Annotated in this window: 19 protein-coding genes; 10 read left to right on the forward strand and 9 right to left on the reverse strand. The window is 63.6% G+C overall.

Going from position 1 to position 22994, the window contains the following annotated elements; translation table 11 throughout:
• The first annotated feature begins 28 nt into the window (after window positions 1–28).
• Entirely contained in the window at window positions 29–310 is a 282-nt protein-coding gene (locus MUH00_RS19820; protein WP_247004538.1) for a hypothetical protein, read from the forward strand.
• Window positions 311–391: 81 nt separating this feature from the next.
• Here MUH00_RS19820 and MUH00_RS19825 read toward each other — a convergent pair whose 3' ends face one another.
• From MUH00_RS19825 to MUH00_RS19840, 4 genes are all read right to left on the reverse strand, one after another.
• Entirely contained in the window at window positions 392–1165 is a 774-nt protein-coding gene (locus MUH00_RS19825) for a sugar phosphate isomerase/epimerase family protein (protein ID WP_247004539.1), read from the reverse strand.
• 310 nt (window positions 1166–1475) lie between these two features.
• Complete coding sequence (locus MUH00_RS19830) at window positions 1476–2948, reverse strand: arylsulfatase (RefSeq protein WP_247004540.1); 1473 nt, start codon at window positions 2946–2948, stop codon at window positions 1476–1478.
• Between the two features lie 108 nt (window positions 2949–3056).
• On the reverse strand, window positions 3057–4076 hold the full coding sequence (locus tag MUH00_RS19835) for a zinc-dependent alcohol dehydrogenase (protein WP_247004541.1): 1020 nt from the start codon (window positions 4074–4076) through the stop codon (window positions 3057–3059).
• Window positions 4077–4517: 441 nt separating this feature from the next.
• Window positions 4518–6185 carry a N,N-dimethylformamidase beta subunit family domain-containing protein gene (locus MUH00_RS19840; RefSeq protein WP_247004542.1) on the reverse strand — a complete coding sequence of 556 codons (1668 nt, stop codon included), beginning with the start codon at window positions 6183–6185 and terminating at the stop codon, window positions 4518–4520.
• 353 nt (window positions 6186–6538) lie between these two features.
• Between MUH00_RS19840 and MUH00_RS19845 the strand changes: the two genes are divergently transcribed.
• Entirely contained in the window at window positions 6539–7900 is a 1362-nt protein-coding gene (locus MUH00_RS19845; RefSeq protein ID WP_247004543.1) for an aminotransferase class III-fold pyridoxal phosphate-dependent enzyme, read from the forward strand.
• A 288-nt stretch (window positions 7901–8188) separates the two neighbouring features.
• Here MUH00_RS19845 and MUH00_RS19850 read toward each other — a convergent pair whose 3' ends face one another.
• Window positions 8189–8326 (reverse strand): hypothetical protein, encoded by a 138-nt coding sequence (locus tag MUH00_RS19850; RefSeq protein WP_247004544.1) that lies wholly within the window; start codon window positions 8324–8326, stop codon window positions 8189–8191.
• A gap of 364 nt (window positions 8327–8690) precedes the next feature.
• Window positions 8691–9926, reverse strand: coding sequence for a DegT/DnrJ/EryC1/StrS family aminotransferase (locus MUH00_RS19855; RefSeq protein ID WP_247004546.1), 1236 nt, complete (start codon window positions 9924–9926; stop codon window positions 8691–8693).
• Between the two features lie 195 nt (window positions 9927–10121).
• On the opposite strand from MUH00_RS19855, the gene MUH00_RS19860 reads away from it, so the two are divergent.
• On the forward strand, window positions 10122–11021 hold the full coding sequence (locus tag MUH00_RS19860) for a Gfo/Idh/MocA family protein (RefSeq protein WP_247004548.1): 900 nt from the start codon (window positions 10122–10124) through the stop codon (window positions 11019–11021).
• Between the two features lie 1044 nt (window positions 11022–12065).
• On the opposite strand, the gene MUH00_RS19865 is transcribed toward MUH00_RS19860, so the two are convergent.
• Window positions 12066–13154, reverse strand: a complete 1089-nt coding sequence (locus MUH00_RS19865; RefSeq protein WP_247004549.1) for an aryl-sulfate sulfotransferase — start codon at window positions 13152–13154, stop codon at window positions 12066–12068.
• A gap of 80 nt (window positions 13155–13234) precedes the next feature.
• Entirely contained in the window at window positions 13235–14254 is a 1020-nt protein-coding gene (locus MUH00_RS19870; protein WP_247004551.1) for an amidohydrolase family protein, read from the reverse strand.
• An 841-nt stretch (window positions 14255–15095) separates the two neighbouring features.
• On the opposite strand from MUH00_RS19870, the gene MUH00_RS19875 reads away from it, so the two are divergent.
• The 3 genes from MUH00_RS19875 to MUH00_RS19885 all read left to right on the forward strand — a co-directional run bounded on the left by MUH00_RS19875 (window position 15096) and on the right by MUH00_RS19885 (window position 18066).
• Window positions 15096–16085, forward strand: coding sequence for a Gfo/Idh/MocA family protein (locus MUH00_RS19875; protein ID WP_247004553.1), 990 nt, complete (start codon window positions 15096–15098; stop codon window positions 16083–16085).
• Window positions 16086–16139: 54 nt separating this feature from the next.
• Window positions 16140–16907 carry a sugar phosphate isomerase/epimerase family protein gene (locus MUH00_RS19880; protein ID WP_247004555.1) on the forward strand — a complete coding sequence of 256 codons (768 nt, stop codon included), beginning with the start codon at window positions 16140–16142 and terminating at the stop codon, window positions 16905–16907.
• Between the two features lie 88 nt (window positions 16908–16995).
• Complete coding sequence (locus tag MUH00_RS19885) at window positions 16996–18066, forward strand: Gfo/Idh/MocA family protein (RefSeq protein WP_247004557.1); 1071 nt, start codon at window positions 16996–16998, stop codon at window positions 18064–18066.
• Between the two features lie 106 nt (window positions 18067–18172).
• On the opposite strand, the gene MUH00_RS19890 is transcribed toward MUH00_RS19885, so the two are convergent.
• Entirely contained in the window at window positions 18173–18550 is a 378-nt protein-coding gene (locus tag MUH00_RS19890) for a RidA family protein (protein ID WP_247004560.1), read from the reverse strand.
• A gap of 127 nt (window positions 18551–18677) precedes the next feature.
• On the opposite strand from MUH00_RS19890, the gene MUH00_RS19895 reads away from it, so the two are divergent.
• From MUH00_RS19895 to MUH00_RS19905, 4 genes are all read left to right on the forward strand, one after another.
• Window positions 18678–19379 carry a PIG-L deacetylase family protein gene (locus tag MUH00_RS19895; RefSeq protein ID WP_247004562.1) on the forward strand — a complete coding sequence of 234 codons (702 nt, stop codon included), beginning with the start codon at window positions 18678–18680 and terminating at the stop codon, window positions 19377–19379.
• A gap of 131 nt (window positions 19380–19510) precedes the next feature.
• A complete protein-coding gene (locus MUH00_RS22920) occupies window positions 19511–19636 on the forward strand; it encodes a hypothetical protein (protein ID WP_256464815.1) in 126 nt (41 codons plus the stop codon).
• A gap of 87 nt (window positions 19637–19723) precedes the next feature.
• On the forward strand, window positions 19724–19873 hold the full coding sequence (locus MUH00_RS19900) for a hypothetical protein (protein ID WP_247004564.1): 150 nt from the start codon (window positions 19724–19726) through the stop codon (window positions 19871–19873).
• A 639-nt stretch (window positions 19874–20512) separates the two neighbouring features.
• The gene (locus MUH00_RS19905) at window positions 20513–21856 is read left to right on the forward strand and encodes a hypothetical protein (RefSeq protein WP_247004566.1); all 1344 of its coding nucleotides are present in this window, start codon (window positions 20513–20515) and stop codon (window positions 21854–21856) included.
• The last annotated feature ends 1138 nt before the right edge of the window (window positions 21857–22994 follow it).

A 22994-nucleotide genomic window follows, 5' to 3' on the forward strand; every position in this document is an offset into this window, starting at 1 on the left:
TCGGCCGCGACGACCTGATTCGTTCGTGATGGTCTGCCTCGTCGAGCGCCACGAGCAGGTCCGCGATCCTGTCAGCGGCGCCGTCGACGATCGTCTCACCCCTCTCGGCGGAACTGGTGCGCGTCTCCCCGCCGGCGCTCTCGGGCACGTCAGGACCGTGCGGTTCGGTCGACCCGAGGCCGAAGGCGACGACTTCGGGTCGAGCGTTTCTACCTCGTCGATCGTCATCTCTTCGAGGATACCGGTCGTGGGGCCGTCTGCGTCGGATATTGGAACCGTCTGGATCGATGTGGACGGTGCTGGGACGTAAGCGTTTCCTCGACGAAAACTCGGATCGCGGTCCGAACGCGGTCGCGAGACCAGACCTCGCCTCTCACCGCCGACAAGCGATCTATCCGTCGGCACGCTCTCGCAGGTCGTCGAACACCTCGCTACCGTGTTCGAGCGATCCCAGGGCGTCCGTCGTCCGGCCGTTCTCGCAGACGAACCACTCGGCGCTGTTCTCCGCCGCGGTGTCTGCGCAGGCGCCGACGTCGACGGCGCCCTCGCCGACGTCGGCGTGGAGCAGATCGTCGTCGCCCGGCACCGTGTCGGTGAGGTGGACGATCGGCGCCCGGTCGCCGACGAACTCCAGCAAGTCGAGCGCGTCGTAGCCGGAATGGGTCGCGAGCCCGACGTCGGGCTGGAAGCCGAACCTGCCGTCGGCGGCGTCCACGAACGTCTCGAACGCGACCTCGCCGTTGACCTCGTCGAACTCGAACGTATGATTGTGGTATAGCACCTCGCAGCCATGCTCTTCGAGGTCGGCTGCCAGCCCGGCGATCCGGTCGGCGGCCGACCCGACGCCGGCGCGCGTCGAGAACGCGCCGGCGTCGTAGGTCGGGATGACCAGCGTCGAGCAGCCGACCGCGCCGCACGCATCCACGACCTCGTCGAGCGACGACTCGAGTCGCTCGACGCCGACGTGGACGGACGGAACCTCGAGGCCGGCCTCGCCGAGGGCCTCGTGCGTTCGCCGCCGCGTGTCCTCGTCCTCCAGCGCGTCGAGGTGCGCGTCGTACAGTTCGACGCCGTCGAACGACGTCTCTCCAACTCGTTCGACGAGTTCCCACAGCGGTTCGTCGACGTCTCGCAGCGTAAACAGCTGTACGGCTGTCTGTACCATAGCCGATACGGGTCGACGGGCGACAAAGAGCTTTTGCAATCGGCCAGCGGGACGCCCGCCGTCGCGAACGGGTAGTTCCTCTCGAGCCCGACGATCAATACGGGCCGAACGCATCAAGCGGTTACCCCGTATAGGGACCCATTCGCGAAACCCGCGCATGGGTCCTCTCGTTTCGGGAGTCCGACGTTCGACCTCGAGCCGATGCCCGCCTACGAAGCGCGGACGCGCGAACGGGTGCTCGAAGAGGCGGCAGAAGCGCCGCTGTTGGCGTCATGGGAGTGAGCGGCCCCGTTCGAGAGCGGCGTCGCGTCTAGTTGCCCGAACTCGCGTCGTCCGGGTCGCCGAGGCTCTCGGGTCCGGTGTCCGTCGTGACCAGCGATCCGTCCTCGACGAAACCTTCGGGCCGATCTTCGAGCCGGTCGATCAGGGCGTTCCGGGCGCGTTCGAGGTCGTCTGCGTGGTCGGGGTCGTCCGAGAGGTCGTTCTCCTCGCCGGGGTCGCGCTCCAGGTCGAACAGTAGCTCCTCGCCGGTGACCGGGTTCCAGACGTACTTGATGCGTTCGGCGATGACGTACTGGGTCCCGTTCTCGGGGTCGTAGCTCCCGGCCGCGTGCTCGCCGTGGTACCAGTCGCGCCAGTCGTCCCTGTCGGGGTCGCGGACGAGGTCCAGCAGATTCCGTCCCTCGACCGTGTCGGGGACGGGCGCGTCCGCGACCGAGAGCAGCGTCGGCATCACGTCCTCCAGGCCGACCGGCTGGTCGACGATCTGCTGTCGTGGCAGTTCCATCGCCCCGGGGAACTGCAGGATCAGCGGCACGCGGGCGGATCCCTCGTAGCCGTAGGTCTTCCGCCAGAGGTAGTGGTCGCCGAGCATCTCGCCGTGATCGGAGAGGAACACGACGAACGTGTTCTCGAGTTCGCCCATCACCCTGAGCCTGTCGATAACCCGCTTGATCTGGTGGTCGATGTGCGTGACGAGCCCGTAGTAGGCAGCCCGCGTGCGGTGGGCGATCGTCGGCGAGAGGTCCGCGACCCACGCGTCCGCGGCGGGATACTCCGGGATCTTGTCGCCGTACGTCTCGTCGGTCCAGTCGCCCACGTACGGCGTCGGGATGTCGCGGTCGACATACATATCCCAGTAGGCTTGCGGCGGGTCGAACGGCGTGTGGGGTCTGACGTACGAGAGGTTAAGGAAGAACGGGCGCGTCTCGTCGCGCTCGTCGAGGAACTCCAGCGCCTTCCGCGTCGTCCAGTTCGTGGGGTGCTGGTACTCCTCCAGGTGCCACGGTCGCGGGTCCCAGGAGTTCCTGCCCAGGCCGTGGGACGTTTCGTCGAACTCGCCGCCGCTCTCTCGCTCGAGCCACTGCTCGTAGTCGTCGGCGGGGCCGCCGTACAGCGCCTCGTGCTGGTCCATGCTCTCGAACCCGACATGATTCCCCGGCGGGATCGAGTGGATCTTCCCGGTTAGTTTGGTCTGGTAGCCCGCGTCCCGAAGCGCTTCGGGCAGCGTGTGCTCGAAGTCCCAGGGCGTCGTCACCCAGCCGGGAGCGCCGTTCGTCGACGGCGTCTGACCAGTGAGCAGGCTCCGCCGCGCAGGGATACACGACGGTGAGGGCGTGTACGCCCGCGAGAACAGCGCGCCGTCCGAGACGAAGTTGTCGATGTTCGGCGTGTGTATCAGGGGGTGCCCGTCCGGATCGGTCGGCGATTCGGGGTCCGCACCGACGCAGTCGCCCCGGTGCTGATCGGTCATGACAAACAGGATGTTCGGTCGGTCCGACATGCGTCCGAGATTCGTCTGCAGTGTTAAAATAGTATCTCAGACGGCGCCGGGATCGGCCGCCCGACGCGCGCGAAGTTCGACCCCGCGGTCAAGTCGCTGGCGAGACGCTCAGGGCCGGAGGACGGCCTTGACGACGCCGTCGCGGCGCTCCTGGACGGTGTCGATCGCCTCCTCGAACTCCGCGAGCGGGAACTCGTGGGTGACGATACCGTCGACAGTGAGGTCGCCGCGCTCGAACAGCTCGATCACTTCGTCGGTGGCGTTCGCCGCCGTGACACCGCCCACGACTGACAGCTCCTTGTGGACGATCTCGTTCGGGTCGAGCTCCTTCGGGCCGCCGAAGACGCCGGTCAGCGCGATCTGGCCCCGCTTCGCGGCGGCCTTGAGGCTCGTGTCCACCACGTCGCCGGAGCCGGCCGCCTCGACGAGGACGTCCGCGCCGCGGCCGTCCGTGTGCTCCATGATCGCCTCGACCGGGTCCTCGTCGTACACGTTGACCGTCCGGGTCGCGCCGAGGTCCTCCCCGACGTCGAGCCGCGCCTCGCGGGTTCCCGTGAGGATCACGTCATCGATGCCCTTCTCCCGCAGGAGCTGGACGCCGAACAGGCCGAGCGCCCCCGGGCCGAGCACTACGGCGGTGTCGGAGAAGTCTATGTCGAGGCGCTTCATCGCGTGCAGCGTGCAGCCCGCGGAGTCGACCTGACACGCCTCGACGTCGGACACGTCGTCCGAGATCGGCGTGAGCGTGTGTTCGGGGAAGGCGGCGTACTCGCGGTACCCGCCCGCCTGAGAGAACCCGATCTCGCTGATGTCGTCGCACTGGTAGTACCGGCCCTCGCGACAGGCCGCGCAGGTGCCACAGTAGATGAACTGATGGAGGGCGACCCGGTCACCGATCGATACCGACCCGACGCCCTCGCCGAGTTCCACGACCTCCGCGCAGACTTCGTGGCCGGGTGTGATCGGGAAGTTCGCCCAGGGTGGGCCCTCACCCTCGATCAGTCCGATGTCACTACCGCAGATCCCCACGGCGCGAATCTTCACAAGCGCCTCGCCGGCGTCGGGTGTCGGACGGTCGCGCGATTCCTCCCAAATCTCTCCGTCGCCGTTCGTAACGATCTGTCGCATCTAAATCGCCTCTCACTTCGGAGTCGGTTCTCCGTCGCATTAATCTACCGGTAGGCGACGGCTGCTCAACGGGCGTGTCGATCGCCTACGGGACGCTCATTCTACATTCAAACTCGTTCGTACTATCTCCTGAATCACAGACAACTACTAGCATAAAGCCACTCCACAAAATCGTTCCCGACGAGTGAGTGGCGCCGGCGCACTCGTCGCACCGGGGTAGTTAGTTTCCTCCGGACATCCACCACATCGCTCGCGTTCAGATCCGGCTACGATCGAAAGCCGTCACAGATGACCGTACGCAACGCCGATGACGAGAGAAAACGCTTCTGATCGCTCTGCGGGGAATGAGTCGACCGTACAGCCGTTCCCGGCGTGCACAGTCGGTTTCTCGAACGGTGCTGCACGCACGTCGTCACTATCCGTGGCTACCGACGGATTCGCCTACGATTCGTTATCGGACGCATCGTCGCCGTCAGCGGGCGGGATCGGCTTCTGCAGGTCGTCGAGCACGTTGCGAGTGAACTGTTGGAGACGGCGGTCCGGTTCCATAACCTCCGGTTTGGCCGGCCCGGCGGCGCCCTCCGCGATCGGTCGGATCGGCCAGCCCTGGTCCCACGACGGGTCCGGGTCGAGCGCCCACGTAAAGCCGAGCGATCCGCAGCTGAACACCCGCGCTCCCGACGGCGCCTGGTACGCGACCGAGTCCGCGTCGGTGTCTGAGATGATCCAGTCGTAGTCGCTGGTGCCGCCCTCGTAGTGGAAGAACTTCGTCAACTCGCCGGGGACATCGCAGTCCTCGCGCGTGTAGTCCCACTCGTGGGCGAGGACGCCGACGACCTCGTCGCCGGGGGCGAACCCAGTATCATCGAACCACGGGTGATCGAGCGCGTCCTCGACTACGGTCAGGTTGGGGCCCTTGTTGAGACCGGCACCCGTCCCCATCACGCCGAGCAGTTCGCACTCGGGACGGGGATCCGGGAGGTTACGGAAGCTATCCGTCTCGCTCTGCTCGCCGTACTGTGGGTCGTCCTCGACGGTCTCCTTGTAGCAGACCAGGGTACGCTCGTCGTCCTCGAAGCGAACCTGCCAGAGGGCCGTGTTCGCCGCGAGGAACGCGATGTTCGTCCCCGAGTCTCGCGCGTCATCGAAGGCGTCGCGCTGGGTTCCGCTCCAGTACTCGTCGTGTCCGAGGCTGAGGGCCAGCTCGCGGTCCTGCAGCATCTCGGGGTTCCGGTGGACGTCGACGTCGGTCGCGTACGAGACGTCGTACCCCTCTCGTTCGAGGAACCGCACGGCGTGGAGCGCGTACCGCATGTGGGGGCCGGGGGCCCCTCCGATCGGCCGATTGTAGGAGACCTTGTTTGCGGCTGTCCCGCCTGTTTCCTCCTTCTCGGGACTCTTCGCGCTCGTGTGCGAGTAGAGGCTCTTGCCGCCCCAGCCATTGTACGCCTGCTCGGTGGCCAGCGGGAGCTGAGCCAGCACCTTCGAACTGCGCCCGCGATCGTCGCGTTCGCGGACCGCGAAGAGGTACCCCGTCGACTCACCCTCGTACTCGCCGCTCGTCGCCACGAATTGAGCGAGGTACGCGCCTGACGTCCACTGCTTGGGCACGTCTAGGGTATCGGTGACCGGCCAGTCGCACTCGATGAGCCCCGTTTCCGAGTCCCAGTCCGGGATCGGGCGGTTCTCCCCCTGCTTCTCGGGAAGCGAGGTGACGTGGCGTCCGCCCGCCCCGTCGTACCAGCCGAGCCGGTAGACGTCTATCCGGTAGGTCGCCGCTGGATCGGTGCTCACGTGGAAGTCCAGGCTCTCGCCCGGGACGACGCTCGGCTGCGAGGGATACCCCTCCACGTGGTGGTTCACGTCGTCGAAGTGCGTGCCCGTGGGCCGGTATCCGCCCGGTGCCGTCGGGAGCCAGTCGTCGTCACCCGATCGCTGGTTCTCCTCGTTCACGGGATTCGCCGCACCCACGCTGGACAGCGCCGCCATCGTGGGGACGGCGGCTACGCCCGCGCTCGTCTTCAGGTAGCGCCGGCGCGAAACGCCTTTGTCTCGGCTCCCGTCGGTCGTACTCTCCCCTGTATCCTGTGATCTTGCATCTCTTGCCATTGCATAACACTCACCAACCCCTCCTATAATAAACATTGTCCTACATACGGGATATTCGTCTGTATTGCACTGAAGCCGCCCGATTACATTCCTACTGCTGATGGCGATTCACTCGAGGGCGGCTGTTTCCGAGTACCGATGCGCGAACAATAATGGGTCACGAAGAGCGCTTCGGAGCACGGACCCGCGAGAGCAACCGCGAATTGCCCGGCCGTATAACGGCGTTTGGACGAGTGCGAAGGCGGCGTGACCGCGGTTTCCTTGGCCGGTGAACGATTCGAAAACTCCCGACGTCCCTGACGAGAACGGCGTCGGCGAAGCTCTTATCACAGTACGAACGAAATCCTCCGACAATGTCCGACGGTCAGCAATCGAAGTCGAGCGGTCGGTCCGTTCAACGGTCTCTCGAACTCGCCGAGCGAGCGCGCAAACTCGTTCCGGGCGCGTCCCACACCGGGAGCAAGAGCCCGAAACAGTTCGTCCAGGGCGTCTCGCCGACGCACATCCAGCGCGCCGAGGGAAGTCGACTCTGGGACGTCGACGACAACGAGTACGTCGACTGCAACGCGGCGCTTGGCCCGGTCCTGCTGGGCCACAGCTATCCGGACGTCACCGAGGTCGTCGCCGACCAGATCCAGGACGGGACGATGTACACGATGGAGCATCCGCTTCACGTCGAGGTCGCGGAGCTGATCTCCGACATGGTCCCTTGCGCGGAGAAGGTGACGTTCGCGAAGAGCGGTAACGATGTCACCACGCTCGCGGCCAAGGTCGCACGCGCGTACACCGACCGCGACGTCATCGCCACGCAAGGCTACCACGGGTGGCCGGACGTCTGGTTCAGCGACAATGAGAACCTCGACGCTGGCATCCCGGATGTGATCGGCGAGTACACCGAGTCCTTCGAGTACAACGACATCGAGAGCATCGAGCGCATCTTCGAGGAGCACCCGGACGACGTCGCCGCCATCGTGACGACGCCCGTCAACCTCGACCCTCCGGAGGACGAGTTCCTCCAGCGACTTCGCGAGATAGCGGACCGCGAGGGCGCCGTACTGGTGTTCGACGAAGTGCTGACCGGCTTCCGGTTCGCCCCCGGCGGCGCCCAGGAATACTTCGGCGTGACGCCCGACCTCGCGTGCTTCGCGAAGGCGATGGCGAACGGGTACTCGATCTCGGCGCTCGCGGGCAAGCGCGACGTCATGGACGTGATTGCCCGCGACGACTTCTTCTACTCGATGACCTACGCAGGAGACGCGGCGACGCTGGCTGCGGCGAAGGCGACACTCACCGTCCAGCGCGAGGAAAACGTCCACGAACACATCTTCGAGATCGGCGAGCAGTTGCGCGACGGGTACAACGACCTCGCGGCCGAGCTCGGCCTCGACGACGTGACCGAGGCGAACGGGTATCCGCCGCGGTTCTCGATCGGCTTTTCGGGCGATCGCGTCGCGGGACCGTCCGAAGACGAGGTCCACGTCGGCAGGGTTCTCGAGACGCTCTTCATGCAGGAGGCCCACAAGCGCGGCGTCCTGTTCACCGGCCCTCACATCCCGACCTACAGCCACACTGAGGACGACGTCGACGAGATCCTGCACACGTACCGCGAGTGCCTCGGCGTCCTCGACGACGCGATCGAGTCGGGCGACGTCGAGTCGTACCTCGAAGGAGAACTCGTCGGCGCCTCGCTCCGAGAGCGCACCGGCGACGACTGAGGCGGCGGCCGTCTCTCCCGTTCGAGAACAGATCGTTCCGCGCTCGCCCTCAGGTTGCCGATGCTGCTTCTCCCACCGTGTCGACCAGCAGCGACTGGAGCACGTAGTAGCCGCTGACCAGCGCGAGCGCGGCCGCCGACTATACGACTTCGGTCGTCCCGAGCCCGGTCATCGCGATGCCGAGGGCGACGAACGCGAGGGCCGACACCGGGTAGCCGGCGGCGACGTTCACTCGAGCTTCGACATCTAGGCGGTCCCGTACTGTGCCGACGGGTAGGTCTCGTCGTCCTAACCAGGCGCCGCGCGGTAGAAGACGTAGACGACGCCGTGGGCGAACGGGTGCGGGTAGGTGCCCTTCGGAACGCCGTCCATCGCGCCGAGGTCGTCCCACGAGGAGACGTCGTACGGCTCCGCGGTGCGTGCCACTCGGTGGTGGCGACCGTGCGATCCGTAGAACGCGGCACGCGCCCGGCGTTGTTGTCGCAGATCGACGGCAGCCCGTGGTTGTCCTCGACGGGGAGCGAGTTGGTCCCGATGAGCGTCGGTTCCGAGAACGCCCAGGCGTCGTCGAACCGCGTCGCGTAGGGGTCCGCTTCGGGCCCGCGGTAGGCGACGAACGTCGCGTGCGCCCGCTCGCTGTAGATCGCCTACGGTCCGTGTCGCTCGGAGATGGCGCCGCGGCCTGCCGAATCCGTGCTGAGACAGTACTCCCCGTCGGTGTCAACCATGGCCGAGATATGCGATCGGTGCAACGAGTAGCTACCGGTGCCGTCGGCGTCAAGAGCGCGGATCAGTCGGACAGCAGTTCGCTTGCTTTCGCCTGAACCTTGCGGATGGCGTCAGCGACGGACCGGATGCCCGCTTCGTCGGCGAGGAGCATCCGGTGGCTGTAGGCAACGTTCGTCCGGCAGATCTCCTCGACGCCCGGTAGATGCAGGTTCGGGTAATCCGGGATCTCGGCGTCTGCGGGCAGGAACCGTGCGACTTCGTTGCGGTAGAACGCCGGCTGGCGGTACAGCGGCATCTCGTAGCCCTCACCGACGGGGACGCCTTCGGCGTTGAGCGCCTGGATGAACTGCTCGCGGGACAACCCGTCGAACGCCTCAGCGTCGTACCTGAAGTTTTCCACGCAGTAGCCCCGGGCCGTCACTCGGTTGTCGCGCGGCTTGGTGTGTATGCCGTCGATCGACTCGAGTTCGTCGAGGAGCACGCGCTCGTTGCGCTCGCGGGCCTCGTTCTCCGCGTCGAGCTTTTCCAGTTGGCCGAGCGCGAGCGCGGCTTGCAGCTCCGAGAGGCGCCGGTTCGACGCAAGGTGGTAGTGGTAGTACCCCGTCGCGCCCTGCCTGCGACCGATGTTGTGCATGAGGCGCGCTCGGTCGGCGAGCACGTCGTCGTCCGTGACGACGATGCCGCCCTCGCCGCTGGGCAGTGACTTCGATTCCTGGAACGAGAACGTCCCGAAGTCGCCGAACGTCCCCACTTTCTCGCCGCGCCATTCGGACCCTTGCGCGTGGGCGGCGTCTTCTATCAGGAAGAGATCGTTGTCCTCTACGATATCGGTCAGCCGGTCCATGTCCATCGGGTAGCCGCCGAAATGGACGCCGACGATGCCGACCGTCCGGTCTGTGATCACCTCTTCCAGATGATCGAGGTCGATGTTATACGTCTCGACGTCGATGTCGACGAACCGCGGAACCCCGCCGACAGCGGGAACCGCGCTCGCGCTCGCTATGAACGAGTACGAGGGGACGATGACTTCGTCACCCGGCTGGACGCCACAAGCCCGCAGTGCGAGTTCGATCGCGACCGTCCCGTTGGCGACGGCGATCGCGTGGGCAGCGTCGTGGTACACTGCGAACTCCTCTTCCAGCCGGTCGCAGAACTCGCCGCCGCTGTTGCGACACCAGTCGCCGCTCTCGAGCGACTCCTCGACGTAGCGCTTGCTCGCGTCGTTCAACTGCGGCCACTCCGGTACTTCGAGCGGTTCGGCGGCTCTGGGGCCACCGTTGATTGCAAGCTCCTCCATTCGATCAGCTGTAGCGTCAGCAACCACAAATAGCTGCCGGTGGTTGGGCGTTGATCGGCCCCTACCCGGTGGTATCGCGGCAGTGATCGACGAGCGACACTCGACCGGCGTACAGCAGTGGGACACCGCGGGGGACGACCACACCGAAGATGTCCTACATTTATGTCGATCGGCGCCAATACCGGAACTCACTAGATGATCGATATCGGTATCCTGGGACTAGACACTAGTCACCCCGGCGAGTTCGCTGGGATTCTCGACGACAGCGACCGGGCGAGCGTAACCGCCGTCTGGGACGGCGGCGACGTCCACGATGAGTCGCACCTCGAACAGTTCTCCGAGGAGTACGGCGCGACCGTCTGCGACCGATCCGAGGACATGATCGACGAGGTCGACGGCGTGATCGTCTCTACGGTCGACTGGGGGACGCACACCGACCTCGCCGTTCCGTTCCTCCACGAGGGGATTCCGACGCTGATCGACAAGCCGGTTGCGGGAAGTCTAGCGGAGATCGAAGCCATTGAGAACGTCGCGCGCTCGAACGATGCGCCGCTGTTCGGCGGTTCGGCGGTGGCGTTCCACCCCCGAATCGCCGAACTGGACGCCACCGACTCGCCTCGGACGGTGTTCGGCGTCGGCTACGACCACCCGTTCTACTACGGGGCCCACGTCGTCGACGCCGTCGAGACGATGATCGACGGCCGGTGGACGAAGATCGACGCCAACGGCGCTCCGGGCGCGAGCGTTAACGTGACGTTCGACGACGGTTCCTACGCGTCGTTCCAGTTCGACGGGGCCGACGACGCCCACACGTTCGGGTTCCTGGTCACGGACGACCGGCGGACGGACACAGTGGCCGTAAAGAGCGATCAGGACGAGCTGTACTGCATGTACCGGTCGTTCATCGACGCGTTCCTGGAGTGCGTCGAGGAGGGGCGCTCTGACGCCGACCGGCTCATCGACGCCGCGACGCTACTGCTGGGCGCGCAGGCCGCCCTCGAAACGGATGAAACCATCACGCCCTGGTGTCAGACCCTCTCAGATTTCGAGGTCCACGGTTCGGAGTTTCTCGCGGCGTACAGTCCATACTACTGAGCGTTCAGGCGCTCGCGGCATCCGGCCGTCGTCGGACGAGCCTGCTGATTCTCCCGATCTCACCAGCGAGAGACATCACTGCATCCGTACGCTGTCCGAAGGTGGCGGCTCGATACCCTTCAGTTCGTTTTGTCGTGCAAAACGCAGGGCGGCGTTGCTTTACTCTCGTACTGGTGTAACGCAGAACGTTGCTCTACTCCTTTCGAGGGGCACAGGACTCGACTGCTGAGTCTACCGGATCGTTCGGTCGAATTCATAACGTTCGTTGATAAATGACTCTTGTTCACACGCGAAAAACGATAGCAAGCGGCGGCCGACTGGGAACATTTGCGTAACTGGTGTCTGTAGTGCCTTGTGAAACGTTCACTCGCGTTGGCCCCTTCCGATAACTGGTGTGCCTTCGTCTAACCGTCGATTGCCCGTGCCATTCGGTCCCACGACCGTTCGATGCTGGAAAACGGCGGGCGTGGCCTCCGTATCTCCGGCTCGTACCGCGCTGCTCGGCCCGCTATCTCGATCCTCGACACCCAACCTGTCGATCGACGTCGATTCGGTGCGGGCGATCGAAGGCAAGAGCCCCGACCCGGTCAATACCCCGTAGGGCGTTCGTACAACCCTCGCTGCCCGCTCGTCATCGAGAAGTGCCGCGAGGAGGCCCCGAGAGCCGCAGCGACGGGCGGAGCGAGACGTGCGCAAGGAACAGCGCGACGGTGACCGCAAACACCCCCTCCAGCGACGACCAGTGCCGCCATGACGCCGTAGAATGAGGCGGCGATGGCCACGAGCGTATTCGCGCAGGCGTAGACGCCGTACAGATTCGATCCCACCCCCTTGTAAGAATCGCGTTGAACCCGAATTCTAGCGCGTCCCGAAGCACCCGCCCGCCGATGAACAGCGAGGCGCCGCGAGAGATCGACTGCAGCGGACTCAACTCGGAGTTCTCCCTGTCGTCGCTCATCTAGTGTCAGCTGACTGTCTCTCTGCCTGTAAATACCTGCGTCAGACGCACCGGGCGCCTACCGCGGATCTCGAATCGCCCGCCTGTCAGCGATCCTCGAGCAGCGGTGCGACGTACTCTTCGGTGTACCGCTGGCACCGGTAGACGTTCCCGAGGGATCCCTCCTCGCCGAACGGACTGACGAAGTCCCAGACGACTTCGCCATCGGACGTCACCTCGAACAGGTGCGCCTCGGTCCCCTCACAGATCAGCGTGTTGCCGTTCGGCAGTCGGCGTGCCCCCGAGATGAACGGCGCGTAGAAGTCGGACTTCGGCGTCCCGGTGTACTCCCAGACGATCTCTTCGGTCAACGGATCGAGTTCGATCACCCGAGACCAGCCGCGTTCGGTGCCGTTGTCGAAGATGAGCACGTTCCCGTTCTCGAGCACGTACGGCAGGTGCTGCCCGTCGAGTTCGTCCGGTCCCCACGCCCAGACGATCTCCCCGCTCGGGTAGTCGATCACGCCGATGACGTCGATGCTCCGGTACGAGAAGACGATGTTGCCGGGCTCGAATCGTACCGGCCCGTCCCCCTCGCGTTCGCGCTCGTAGGTCTCGTTCGGCTGGATGCGCTGCAGGGTGTTGTTGTGTGCCCAGTCGAAGGAGTACTCCGAATCGATGCGCTGACGGACGTACTCCCATTCGTCGTTCGAGAGGTGCTCTTCAAGTTCGTCCAAGTGCTCTTCACCGCGCCACTCCCAGCGAACGTTCTTGTCGCGGTCGATCTCGACGATGTAGGGGTTACGCTTGAGTTCGGGCCCGATCTCGGGGACCATCGTGTCCTCGATCGCGTGAAGGAACAGCCGGCCGTCGTCGGTCACCTGGAAGTCGTGATCGATCCGGCAGTGGTACGACCAGACGACGTCGCTCTCGGCGTCGAGCTCCCTGACGCCCGCCGCCTCGATCTTCGAGCGATCTCGCGTCGGGTAGATGAGGTTCCCGTCTGGGAGGAGTCGGCAGTGAGACTGGACCGCGGTCTCAACCTCCCACCGGTGGACCGGCTCCCCCTCCATGTCGACCAGGTAGATCTTCCCTTTCCCGTCGGGCGCCTTACTCGGATCCTCGTACGTCTCAGCGAACAGTGTGTAGCCGCCGTAACTGTGATCCTCGTCATAGACAGCAACGCCTGTTGTCATAGTTACTGACCGCGTTACCGTTTCGCACCCAGATAATTAACCTTATCCCCCGATGCGATCGGGGTCCGCGGCGCCGAGACTTACACGCCCAGGTGGCGTCGAGCGTTCTCGACGTAGAACTTCCGGAGAACTTCGCGGGGGAGGTCGATCGCGTCAACGGTCCAGTCGCCCTGGATCGGCGTCGGGTGGTCGATCCCCTCCTCGTCGGTCTCGAAGTAGCGCCAGTGGGCGTCGTAGAACTCCTCGGTGTCGTCGAGGTCGGGGTCGAAATCCTGCGGGGAGCCCAGCATCAGCGGATCGCGCACGCCGAGGTCCGTTCCAAACATGATGCGGTCCTGGAACTCGACGAAGACGTCGTGGACCAGATCGGGCCTGTGGCGTCCGATCTCGGGCACCCGCGCCGAGATGTCGACGATGTAGTTCGGGTTGTCGCGCATGACGTCGGCGACGTAGCCGACTTCCTCGGCCGCACAGCCCCAGTGGACGCCCAGGATCGTCGTCTCGGAGTGGCGCTCGATCACGTTCTCTAACTGTCGGATGAGCTGCCACCAGTCGTAGGAGTGTTCCTTGCGGTCGCCCCACCACCAGTCGGGGTTCTCGGAGAGCTCCTCCCACCGCTCGTTCTCGGGCTCCAGCGGTTCGAAGAACGCCTTCGGGTCAGCGATGTGGAACGCGACCACGAGGTCGAGATCCGCGGCCTTCTCGAGTAGCGGTGCGATCCGTTCGTCGTCGACGGGAACCTGGTTTCCGGAGGGATCCTCGTACTGCAACCCCAGCGCCTTGTAGATCTTGATCCCGACGGCACCTCGCCCCGCGGTGCGTTCCAGACGATCGAGTTCGCGGTCGAGCCAGCCGTCCTCGCCGAACCCGTCGAAGTCGATCCCGCCGAACATGTCGAAGCGATCGGGATACTTCTCGTAGGCCTCCATCTTCCGGTCGAAGCGCTCGCCGGTGCTGGGCGTTATGTCGACCACCTTCTCCAAGCCGATCCGGTCCATGATCTCGACGGCCTCGTCGACGCGTTTGGCATCGACGTGGGTGTGCATGTCGATCACGTCGAGGTTCCGTCGCCACTCGGCGTGGTCCGTCTCGACGGTCACGTTCGAGACACCTCCGGCCACGGCCGCCCATCGTTCGGTCCACTCGTCGCTTGTCGAGAGTGTGTGACACTATCGCTGTCCATCGGTAGAAACTACTCGGGGTCACGCACTTATAGTTTTGTGAGGGGCGGATCGCTGATAGCAGTCGAGCCGACGGCGTCAGACACTGCCTGAAGATCGATCCTCGACAGCGGGTGCCAGCCGCTGGTTTATTCTCCCGGTACGAGAACGCGGAAGAGATGCGAACGGTACGATTTCGCGATTCGGACGGAGAGGCACGGATCGGCGAGTGGACCGGCGACCAGATCGTCACCGACGACGAGGCGTTCGAGCGAGGAGGCGATGGTGCCTTTGCCGCTTCTGTTTTCTTACGGAAAACGCCTTTGACGATGGTGCGGCCGCGCGCTCCGTCTATTCGAGGAATGCGGAGAAGATTTCGAGCCGGTAACCCCGATTACTGCCGTCTAAACCCGCTGATACCGGGTGTTCTCGAGGCATTTGCTCTGTGGGAACGCTCTACCCGGGAGCCTTCGATAGTTACACCGGGTCAGCCGGCCAATTGATTTACACCAGTACAGTTGTAACGTATGGGAGTTGCGACGCGGTATGTGGGCATCTGTCGCAAGAAGATCGCCGCCGGCCCGAACACGATCGTAGCGAAATCCGCGTAAACCGTTTTCCCTGAGAAAACGCAATGTTGCGCTCGCGTTCACTCTGGCTCGGCGCACCTGACGAGGAGTGTCGGCGCTGTGTCGTCGGCGCTCCCGCAGAGGGGCTAATCGGCTACGGAATCGATCTGGCGCAATCCTTATGATAGCTAGCGAAAAACAGTCGACAACACATGATCGAGGTTGGTCTCATCGGCAGCGGGTTCATGTCGCGAGTGCACGCATCGCGATTCGACAACATAGACGGCGCGGAGGTTACCGCGGTGGCCTCGCCGAGCTACCCGGAAGAGTTCGCGCGAGAGTTTGCGCCCGACGCCACCGTCTTCGACGACGCGACGGAGCTGTTCGACGAGACTGACGTGGACGCCGTCGACGTCTGTACGCCGACGCCGACGCACCGCAAACTGGTCGAAGCGGCAGCGGACCGAGGACTGGACGTGCTCTGCGAGAAGCCGCTCGAGCGAACGCTGGAGGAGGGCGCGGCGATCGCCGATGCGGTGTCCGACGCCGGAGTCACGCTCATGACCGGTCACGTGCTCCGCTTTTTCCCCCAGTACAGGTCCGCGAAAGAGCGGGTCGACGCGGGCGAGATCGGCACGCCTGGGACGGTCACCTGCCTGCGGCAGTCGCCGTTGCCGGACACGGACACCTGGTTCCACGACGGGAAGATGAGCGGCGGCGTCCTCCACGACCTCGCGATCCACGACTTCGACTTCCTGCGGTGGGCGATCGGCGACGTCGAGTCCGTCTTCGCGCGTCGCGTTGAGGCGGGCGACGACCGGTACGCGACCGCGACGCTCAAGTTCGAGAACGGGGCCGTCGGCAAGGTCGACGCCCGGTGGCCGACCGACGACTCGATCCCGTTCGTGACCGAGTTCGAGCTGGCGGGCGACGAGGGGCTGATCGAGTACCGCAGCGAGGATGAGAACCCGATCGAGATCCACACCAGCGTCGACGAACCGCCGTCACGGGATCCCGTTGACATGGTCTTGGACAAGGATCCGTACCGGCTCGAACTGGAGCACTTCCTGTCTTGCATCCGCGACGGCTCCGAGCCGATGATAACGGTCGACGATGCGATCGAGGCGATGCGGATTTCGCTGGCCGCGCGGGAGTCCGTGAAGCGCGGCGTCCCGGTGTCCCCGGGCGAACTAACCGCCTGAACGGCCGCCGCGTCGCAACGTTTTTCCCGCCGGTCGAAGTCTCTCCCGTAACCGATGAACTTCGGGCTATGTACGATCTCGAACGGTGAGGCGCAGGCCGCGACCGTCCTCGACGCCGCTGCGGCGACCGGCTACGATGGCGTCGAAATCTGGGGAACGGAACCGCACGTCGGCGACAAGACGCGAGTAGAGTGCGAGGGCATCGCCAACGCGGCGCGCGAGGCGTCGCTCGAGGTCGCAGCGTACGGATCGTACGTCCGGCCGGGCGCGGACGACTTCGAGGCGGCGCTCGGAACGGAACTGGCCGCCGCCGAGGCGCTCGGCGCGGACCTCGTCCGCGTGTGGGCCGGCGAGCAAGAGTACGGCGAGCACGAGGACGACCACTGGGACGACACGGTCGCGGATCTCACGACGCTGGTCGACGAGGCGAGCGGCCGGGGCCTCGGCGTCACCGTCGAGAAACACGGCGGAACGCTCACGAACTGCGCGGAGGGGGCCAGGCGACTCGTCGAGGCCGTCGATCGGGAGAACCTCGGATTGAACTACCAGCCGATGTTCTCGCTCGCCGCTGACGAGATCGCCGAGGAGGCCGAAGAACTCGCGCCGCTCTCGAATAACGTGCACGTGCAGGCGGTGCCCGTGCGGAACGGCGAGGAACGCTGTCTCCTCGAAGAGGCGTTCTTCGATGTCGATGAACTGCTCTCGACGTTCGCGGCGAACGGCTTCGAGGGGTACGTGAACGTCGAATTCGTGACGGAAGAGTACGCCTATGAGCGCGCGATCGAGCGCGACCTCGCGTACTTGCGGTCCTGCGTCGAGTAGCGCCGCTTCGGTTCCGAGAACGTGCCGACGGCGCGGGCGTTTCTGACCGACCGTATCATTTATCATCGTTCTCTCCGAGTGCCGAGGTATGCGACCGCTCAATGTCGGTATCATCGGGTGCGGAACGATCGCCAGGCGTCACGCGGATCGGCTGACCGAACTCGGAGAAGACATCGCCGGCGTCGCCGATATCAACCCGGATGCCCGGAGCGACTTCGCGGCCGCGTACGACGTCCCGGAGACGTACGAGCGCTACGAGACGATGATCGCGGACCTGTCGCTCGACCTCGTCGTCGTCGCGGTACCGAACTTCCTGCACGCCGGCTGCGCGATCGCGGCACTCGAGGACGACACGGACGTGTTCGTCGAGAAGCCGCTCGCGGACGACCTCGATGCGGCACGCCGGATCGCCGACGCGGCGGCCGACAGCGACGGACGGGTCGTCGTCGGATTCGTCAGGGGGTTCTCGGAGTGGTTCCGGGATCTCGACGCCCGGGCGACCGACGGCGAGTTCGGCGAGATTTACGACGTCGACGTCGAGTACGTCCGGCGACGGGGGATTCCTCAGCTAGGAAGCTGGTTCACCCGGAAGGACCAGTCCGGCGGCGGCGTCCTGATCGACGCGGGGGTCCACTTCATCCACCTGGCGCTGTCGTTGCTGGGCTTCCCCGACGTCGAGTCGGTAAGCGCATCGACCGGCGCGCACTTCGGAAACAAGGACGACTACACGTACATCTCCATGTGGGGCGGCGATCCGATCGACGGCGCGACGTTCGACACCGAAGACTACGCGCGCGGGCTGATCAGAACGACGGACGGAGCCACGATCCACGTCCACAGCGCGTGGGCGAGCAACACCGACCCGAGACAGCAGATCCGGGTGCAGGGCAACGAGGCGGGAGTGACGGCCGCACACGAGAGTGGGGCCTTCGTCCCGACGATGTACTCGACGGATCGAGAGGCCCTAACGGAAACCGAACTCACGGTCCGGGAGTCCGAAATGTTCGAGGCGCAGTGGCGGTACGTCACCGACATCGTCCGCGGTGAGCGCGAACACGTCCGAAACACGCTCGAAGAGGGGCTCGTGGTCCAGCGCGTCGTCGAGGCGATGTACGAGAGCGCCGAGACCGGCCGCGAGGTAGTATTCGCGGAGGACTAGCGGCCGAACCGGGCGACTGCGGGCGCCACCGCCACGCCGAGCGCTCTTGTATCGACGCTCGATCACACGCCCGCGGAGAAACGGGTGCCCACGCCGGAGGCGGCTCTCAGTCCTTCAGCGCGACGACCTCGATCTCGACGCCGATGTCGACCGGGAGGTCCTCGACCTGGACCGCGCTGCGGGCTGGATAGGGCTCACTCATGTACTCCTGATACACGCCGTTGATGGCGTCGTAGTTGTCCATGTCCTGGACGAACACCGTGCTCTTGACGACGTTGTCGAGTGACGTGCCGGCCGCCTCCAGGATTGCGCCGATATTCTCCAGCGTCTGACGGGTCTCGTCTTCAATGTCCCCACCGATGATCTCGCCGCTCTCGGGGTCGACCGGACCCTGTCCGGAGACGTAGACCTTCCGACCGTCATCGATCGCCTGGGAGTACGGGCCGATGCTCGCTGGCGCCTCGTCCGTCGAAACCTCTTCCATAGTACGTCCGACAACTCTCGACCACGGATAAAAACCGTTTCGGTACCGCGTATAGCTGTCGTGCAGTCGTGAGCGGATCGGCGGAACCACGACACTTATTTCGCAGACTGACGATACGGCTAACGGTATGAGAGTACTTGCAATCGTCGCCCATCCCGACGACGCAGATATCTTCTGCGGCGGAACGCTCGCGAAGCACGCGGACCGGGGCGACGACGTCCGGATTATTCACATGACGAGCGGCGAGTACGGCGGCGTCGACACGACCGAGGAAGAAATCGCGGCGATCCGCCGCGAGGAAGCCCGGCGGTCCGCCGCGGAACTGGGGTGCGAGTGCGAGTTCCTCGACTTCGAGGACGGCCGGATCGAGCAGTCCCTCGAAGATCGGCTGACGATCGTCGACGTCATCAGGGAACACCGACCCGACGCCATCCTCACGCACTGCGAAGACGACATGCATCCCGACCACCGCGCGACGTCGCGGCTCGTCTCGAACGCATACTACATGGCCTCGCTCCCGCTGGTCGAGACGGACCACGAGGCCCACGACCCGGAGAACGTCTACTTCTTCGGGAAGCCGACGTCGTCGTTCAACCCCAGCGTCTTCGTCGACATCTCCGGCTATCAGGATCGGAAGGAGCGGGCGATCAACCACCACGAGTCCCAACTCGAGTTTCTGGAGGACCATGGCGGCATCGACGCCGAGTTCGACAACCTGATCAAGGGCGTCCGCTCGGAGACGCGCGTGTTCGGCAAACGCACCGGCGTCGAGTTCGCCGAGGGCTTCGTCCCACACCACAATTCGGCGACCGACTACCTCGGCGAGTAAGCCTGTACTGTACTATCGCCCGTCGGCACCGACCGGCGGCGGAGCGTCCGGCGAGACGGCCGACGAACGCGGCGGCGTCCTCGCGGGTCTCTCGCCGATGGGATTAAGTCCTCGTGGTTGGATATCGGAATGTGAAACGGTACGAGACGGACGTTCGGGACGTCGTCCTCTACGTCGAGAGCGACGACGGCTGGATCGAAATCGGCACGATGGACGACATCTTCGAACTGGTCGGTGGCGAGACCTACACCCTCTAATACGACGACTAGCAGCGACAAGTCGCGTGGCTCGATACCGACGAGGAGGGCAACCTCACGTTCGACGTAGGGGAGGTTCTGTCCGAGATGAGCTTCGATCAGGAGTTCGTGACCACCGTCGCGTCGACAGATCTCGACGAAACAGACGACGACGGGTTCTCGCTGCGAACAGCCGTGTTCGCCGATCTGATGACGCAAATCTGGGATGCGAAGGGAGACCTACAGACAAACGAGTAGTTCGATTGCTGGGACTCTCGCAAGCAATCGTTGGCGACTTGCTGTACGGAGCAGATGGCTCCGCGCCGGTCGTCTTTCGGTGCCCGGCGGCAGTACGGAGGCACTTGCCAGGTGACGAACGCCCTTACCGATCCCCCGAAACGGGTGATCTGCTGACGTACGTCCCTATCCAAACCCCGCTCGACTGGCCAGCCTCTTCGTCGGGGTTGCACTCGCCAGTGCAGGCCTGATCGATCGAAAACGCATCGTCGGGACAACTTCACGTGGCCACGAATCGCCACTGTCCGGATGGCGAAGAACGCGGTCGACGTAGCAAGGGCGGGAGTGCGATCTGATCAGTACCGCGAGTTCTTTGCGTACAACGCGCATCGATGGATCGGTCTCTGTGCGGCCAGAAAGTCCGTTTGAAACCGTCATCTCGCCGGTCAAGTGGGCGTTCGGTTAGGCAGTGTCTGTCCGAATATCGCTCTGTGAATTCCACAAACCCGTCCCGATATGGCCGGTCGACAGCATCAGCTGAGCCGAGAATTACACGTTATCTGTTAATTCACCCAAATATTTATATTAAGCGATGAGGTATGATTGTTCGCAGCAGTCATGAAAGATGATAATAAATTCACACGACGAGACTGGTTGAAAATGGCCAGTGCAGTCGGAATTGGCGCGGCAACATTTGGATCGACGGCAGTCGCATCCGACGGCCGGTACGACTATGGGTTCGACACTGTCATCAACATGGTGAAGGTCGGTGCAGACCCGACCGGTGAAGAGCCCGTGACGCCGTTGATCCACGAGCACGCCGACGACAATACGTTGCTATATTTCCCCGAAGGCCGATACAAGTTGACCCAGTATCGGAACTATCCGACCGACGTAGATGAGTTTGATTCAGCCCTCTACACCCGATACGAGAACTTTGGGTTTAGGGGAGACGGTTCCGGGAAGTCCGTATTCGTCGCACCCGAAGGTCTCGGAAGCGAAGGGGGCTACTTCGATCGACTCTGGTTCGAGGTACGGTACGGTCGCAACATCCTGATCGAAGGGTTCACCCTCGACGTCACCGCCGAACGGACCGGTGGCCGTTTCCAGCTCGTGCCGTCTGGCGGCTTCGTGATGCGCGACGTCCGCGTGAAAGGTGTCTTCGATAACCCCCATGGTCCGTTGCTGTTCTGGGTTCTCGAGCCGGACGAGTACGGGCTCGTCCAGAACGTGCGAGCGCCAGACGGAGCCGAATCACCGACGGAGACGTTCACTACAAACGGTATGTTCGTCAGTCCGCTCACCCGTGGAACGATCACCTTCAGGGACTGCCACGTCGAAGGATTCACAGACAATGGATTGTATGCCTCGAATCCTATCGATCCGGCGGCCATCCAGGTCGAAGGCGGCTACTACGCGAACAACAATATCTCCCAGGTCCGACTCGGCACATCCAAAAGTTACGTGAGGAACGCCCGCGTTGAGGTCACCGAGGACGTCGATACCTGGTACACAACAAATATGCGTGGGATTCGGCAGGCCGACGGTAGCGGTGTCACGGTTGACAACTGTGATGTCGTCATGTCCGCCGATGTGGGCTCAAGCGGTGGCATCGTGAGCAACCAAACGTCAGGGGAACTCCATGTCAAGAACACTCGGATCCGGACGGATGCACCGTTTGAATCGCCGGCCATTTTCGTCAAATCAAATGAGGGGAACAACTACTCTGGTGGGATCCATGCACAGAACGTGAGTATTACCGGTGACGCGGATGGGTGGTCTGCAGTAGATGTTGTCGATCGATCGAACTCCAGTTTCAAAAACGTCTGTATCAAGCAGACCGGAAATGGCCGGGACGGAATCACGCTGACGCGCTCGAGCGCGACGATCAGCGAGTCTACGATCGATGTGGCCGGTGAAACCATCGTTGAAGAGGAGGGCGAAGCCGAAACCCGCAACCTTCGAGAAGGGGGGAGGGGGGGCTGCCAGTCGCCACGACTGTAGTCTGAATCACTTTCAGATAACTACCAACACCATCTGGAGGTTGACTTCTTCTACAAATTTCAAGTATGCACCAGAATTACTGCTGAAATCCCATAATTCAGAGATTATGCAGGGAAGAATTTTCAATATCTTGTACTTTCACTCGACATCGCGAAGAATACTCTCTTTGTGTGTCAACGCCAGTCGCGACCACGCGATTTCGGTCGCTCCACAACGAGGACACACCGCTGCATCCGAGGAGTGAATCTTCCCGTAGTCCCGATGCTCATGCAAGGTCCCGTGGCTAGCACTGACTGCCTTTTGAAACGTCTTGCGTACTCTCCTATCCCCTGCGCCCCAATCCAATCGGATCCCTCCAGAATTTCACCCCCGTAAAATCGGTTAGTGCGAACTGCTGCAGGCGTTTCGAGCGTGGTCGCCCTGCTAGAGGGGGTCTTGTCCGCTGATTGCAGTCGCGTTGACCGGTCACCATTTCGGGACCGTGAACGATGGGTCGACCGGGAGGCCCACTACGCCGGCGTCCGGAGTTCCATCCCGGGTCGGTGGCGCAGGCAAAAGACGACCGCGCGCAACGCGGCAACGGCTAGTGAACGCTCGCAGGAGAGTATGGTGGAGAGTAATCGACTCGTCAAATGTAGTTCTGGTTGTTGCCTCGCGCGGTGTCTGCTCACGCTCCATAAAATCTAACTGGATCTCGATGCTAGATCCTGCGAGGCGGTTGAATTCAGGTATAAGCACCACGAATTCCACCGCCTCGCTTCTTCAAACTCTAATCTGAACAGCGCCCTCTCAGGACCACTTCGGAGCCACCGATCTGAACCAGGGCACAAACTGGGCCAGAACCCGAGCCCGAGGTCAGTCGGTGGTCCCTTACTGTGGTCGTCCACGACCAGACAGTAACCAGAAAGGTGTGCAAGACTGATGGACTGCTTCTGGGTGGTGCGCTGCGCAGAGATCAGGTTCGCTGGAGGGACTTGGCTCCAGTCACGCACTTCGTCTCATCAGCGGTGTCGCGTTCCGTTGCGTCAAGCCTTCTGTTGCACAATCTTTGACAACGGCGTGCTGTTTGAGGGTGCACGGACCCGGCCCTGAAGCTGCAGCGGCGATAGCGACGTAACCGTTTACTTGAGGTAAACGT

Source organism: Halosolutus gelatinilyticus (genome assembly GCF_023028105.1).
Lineage (GTDB): Archaea > Halobacteriota > Halobacteria > Halobacteriales > Natrialbaceae > Halosolutus > Halosolutus gelatinilyticus.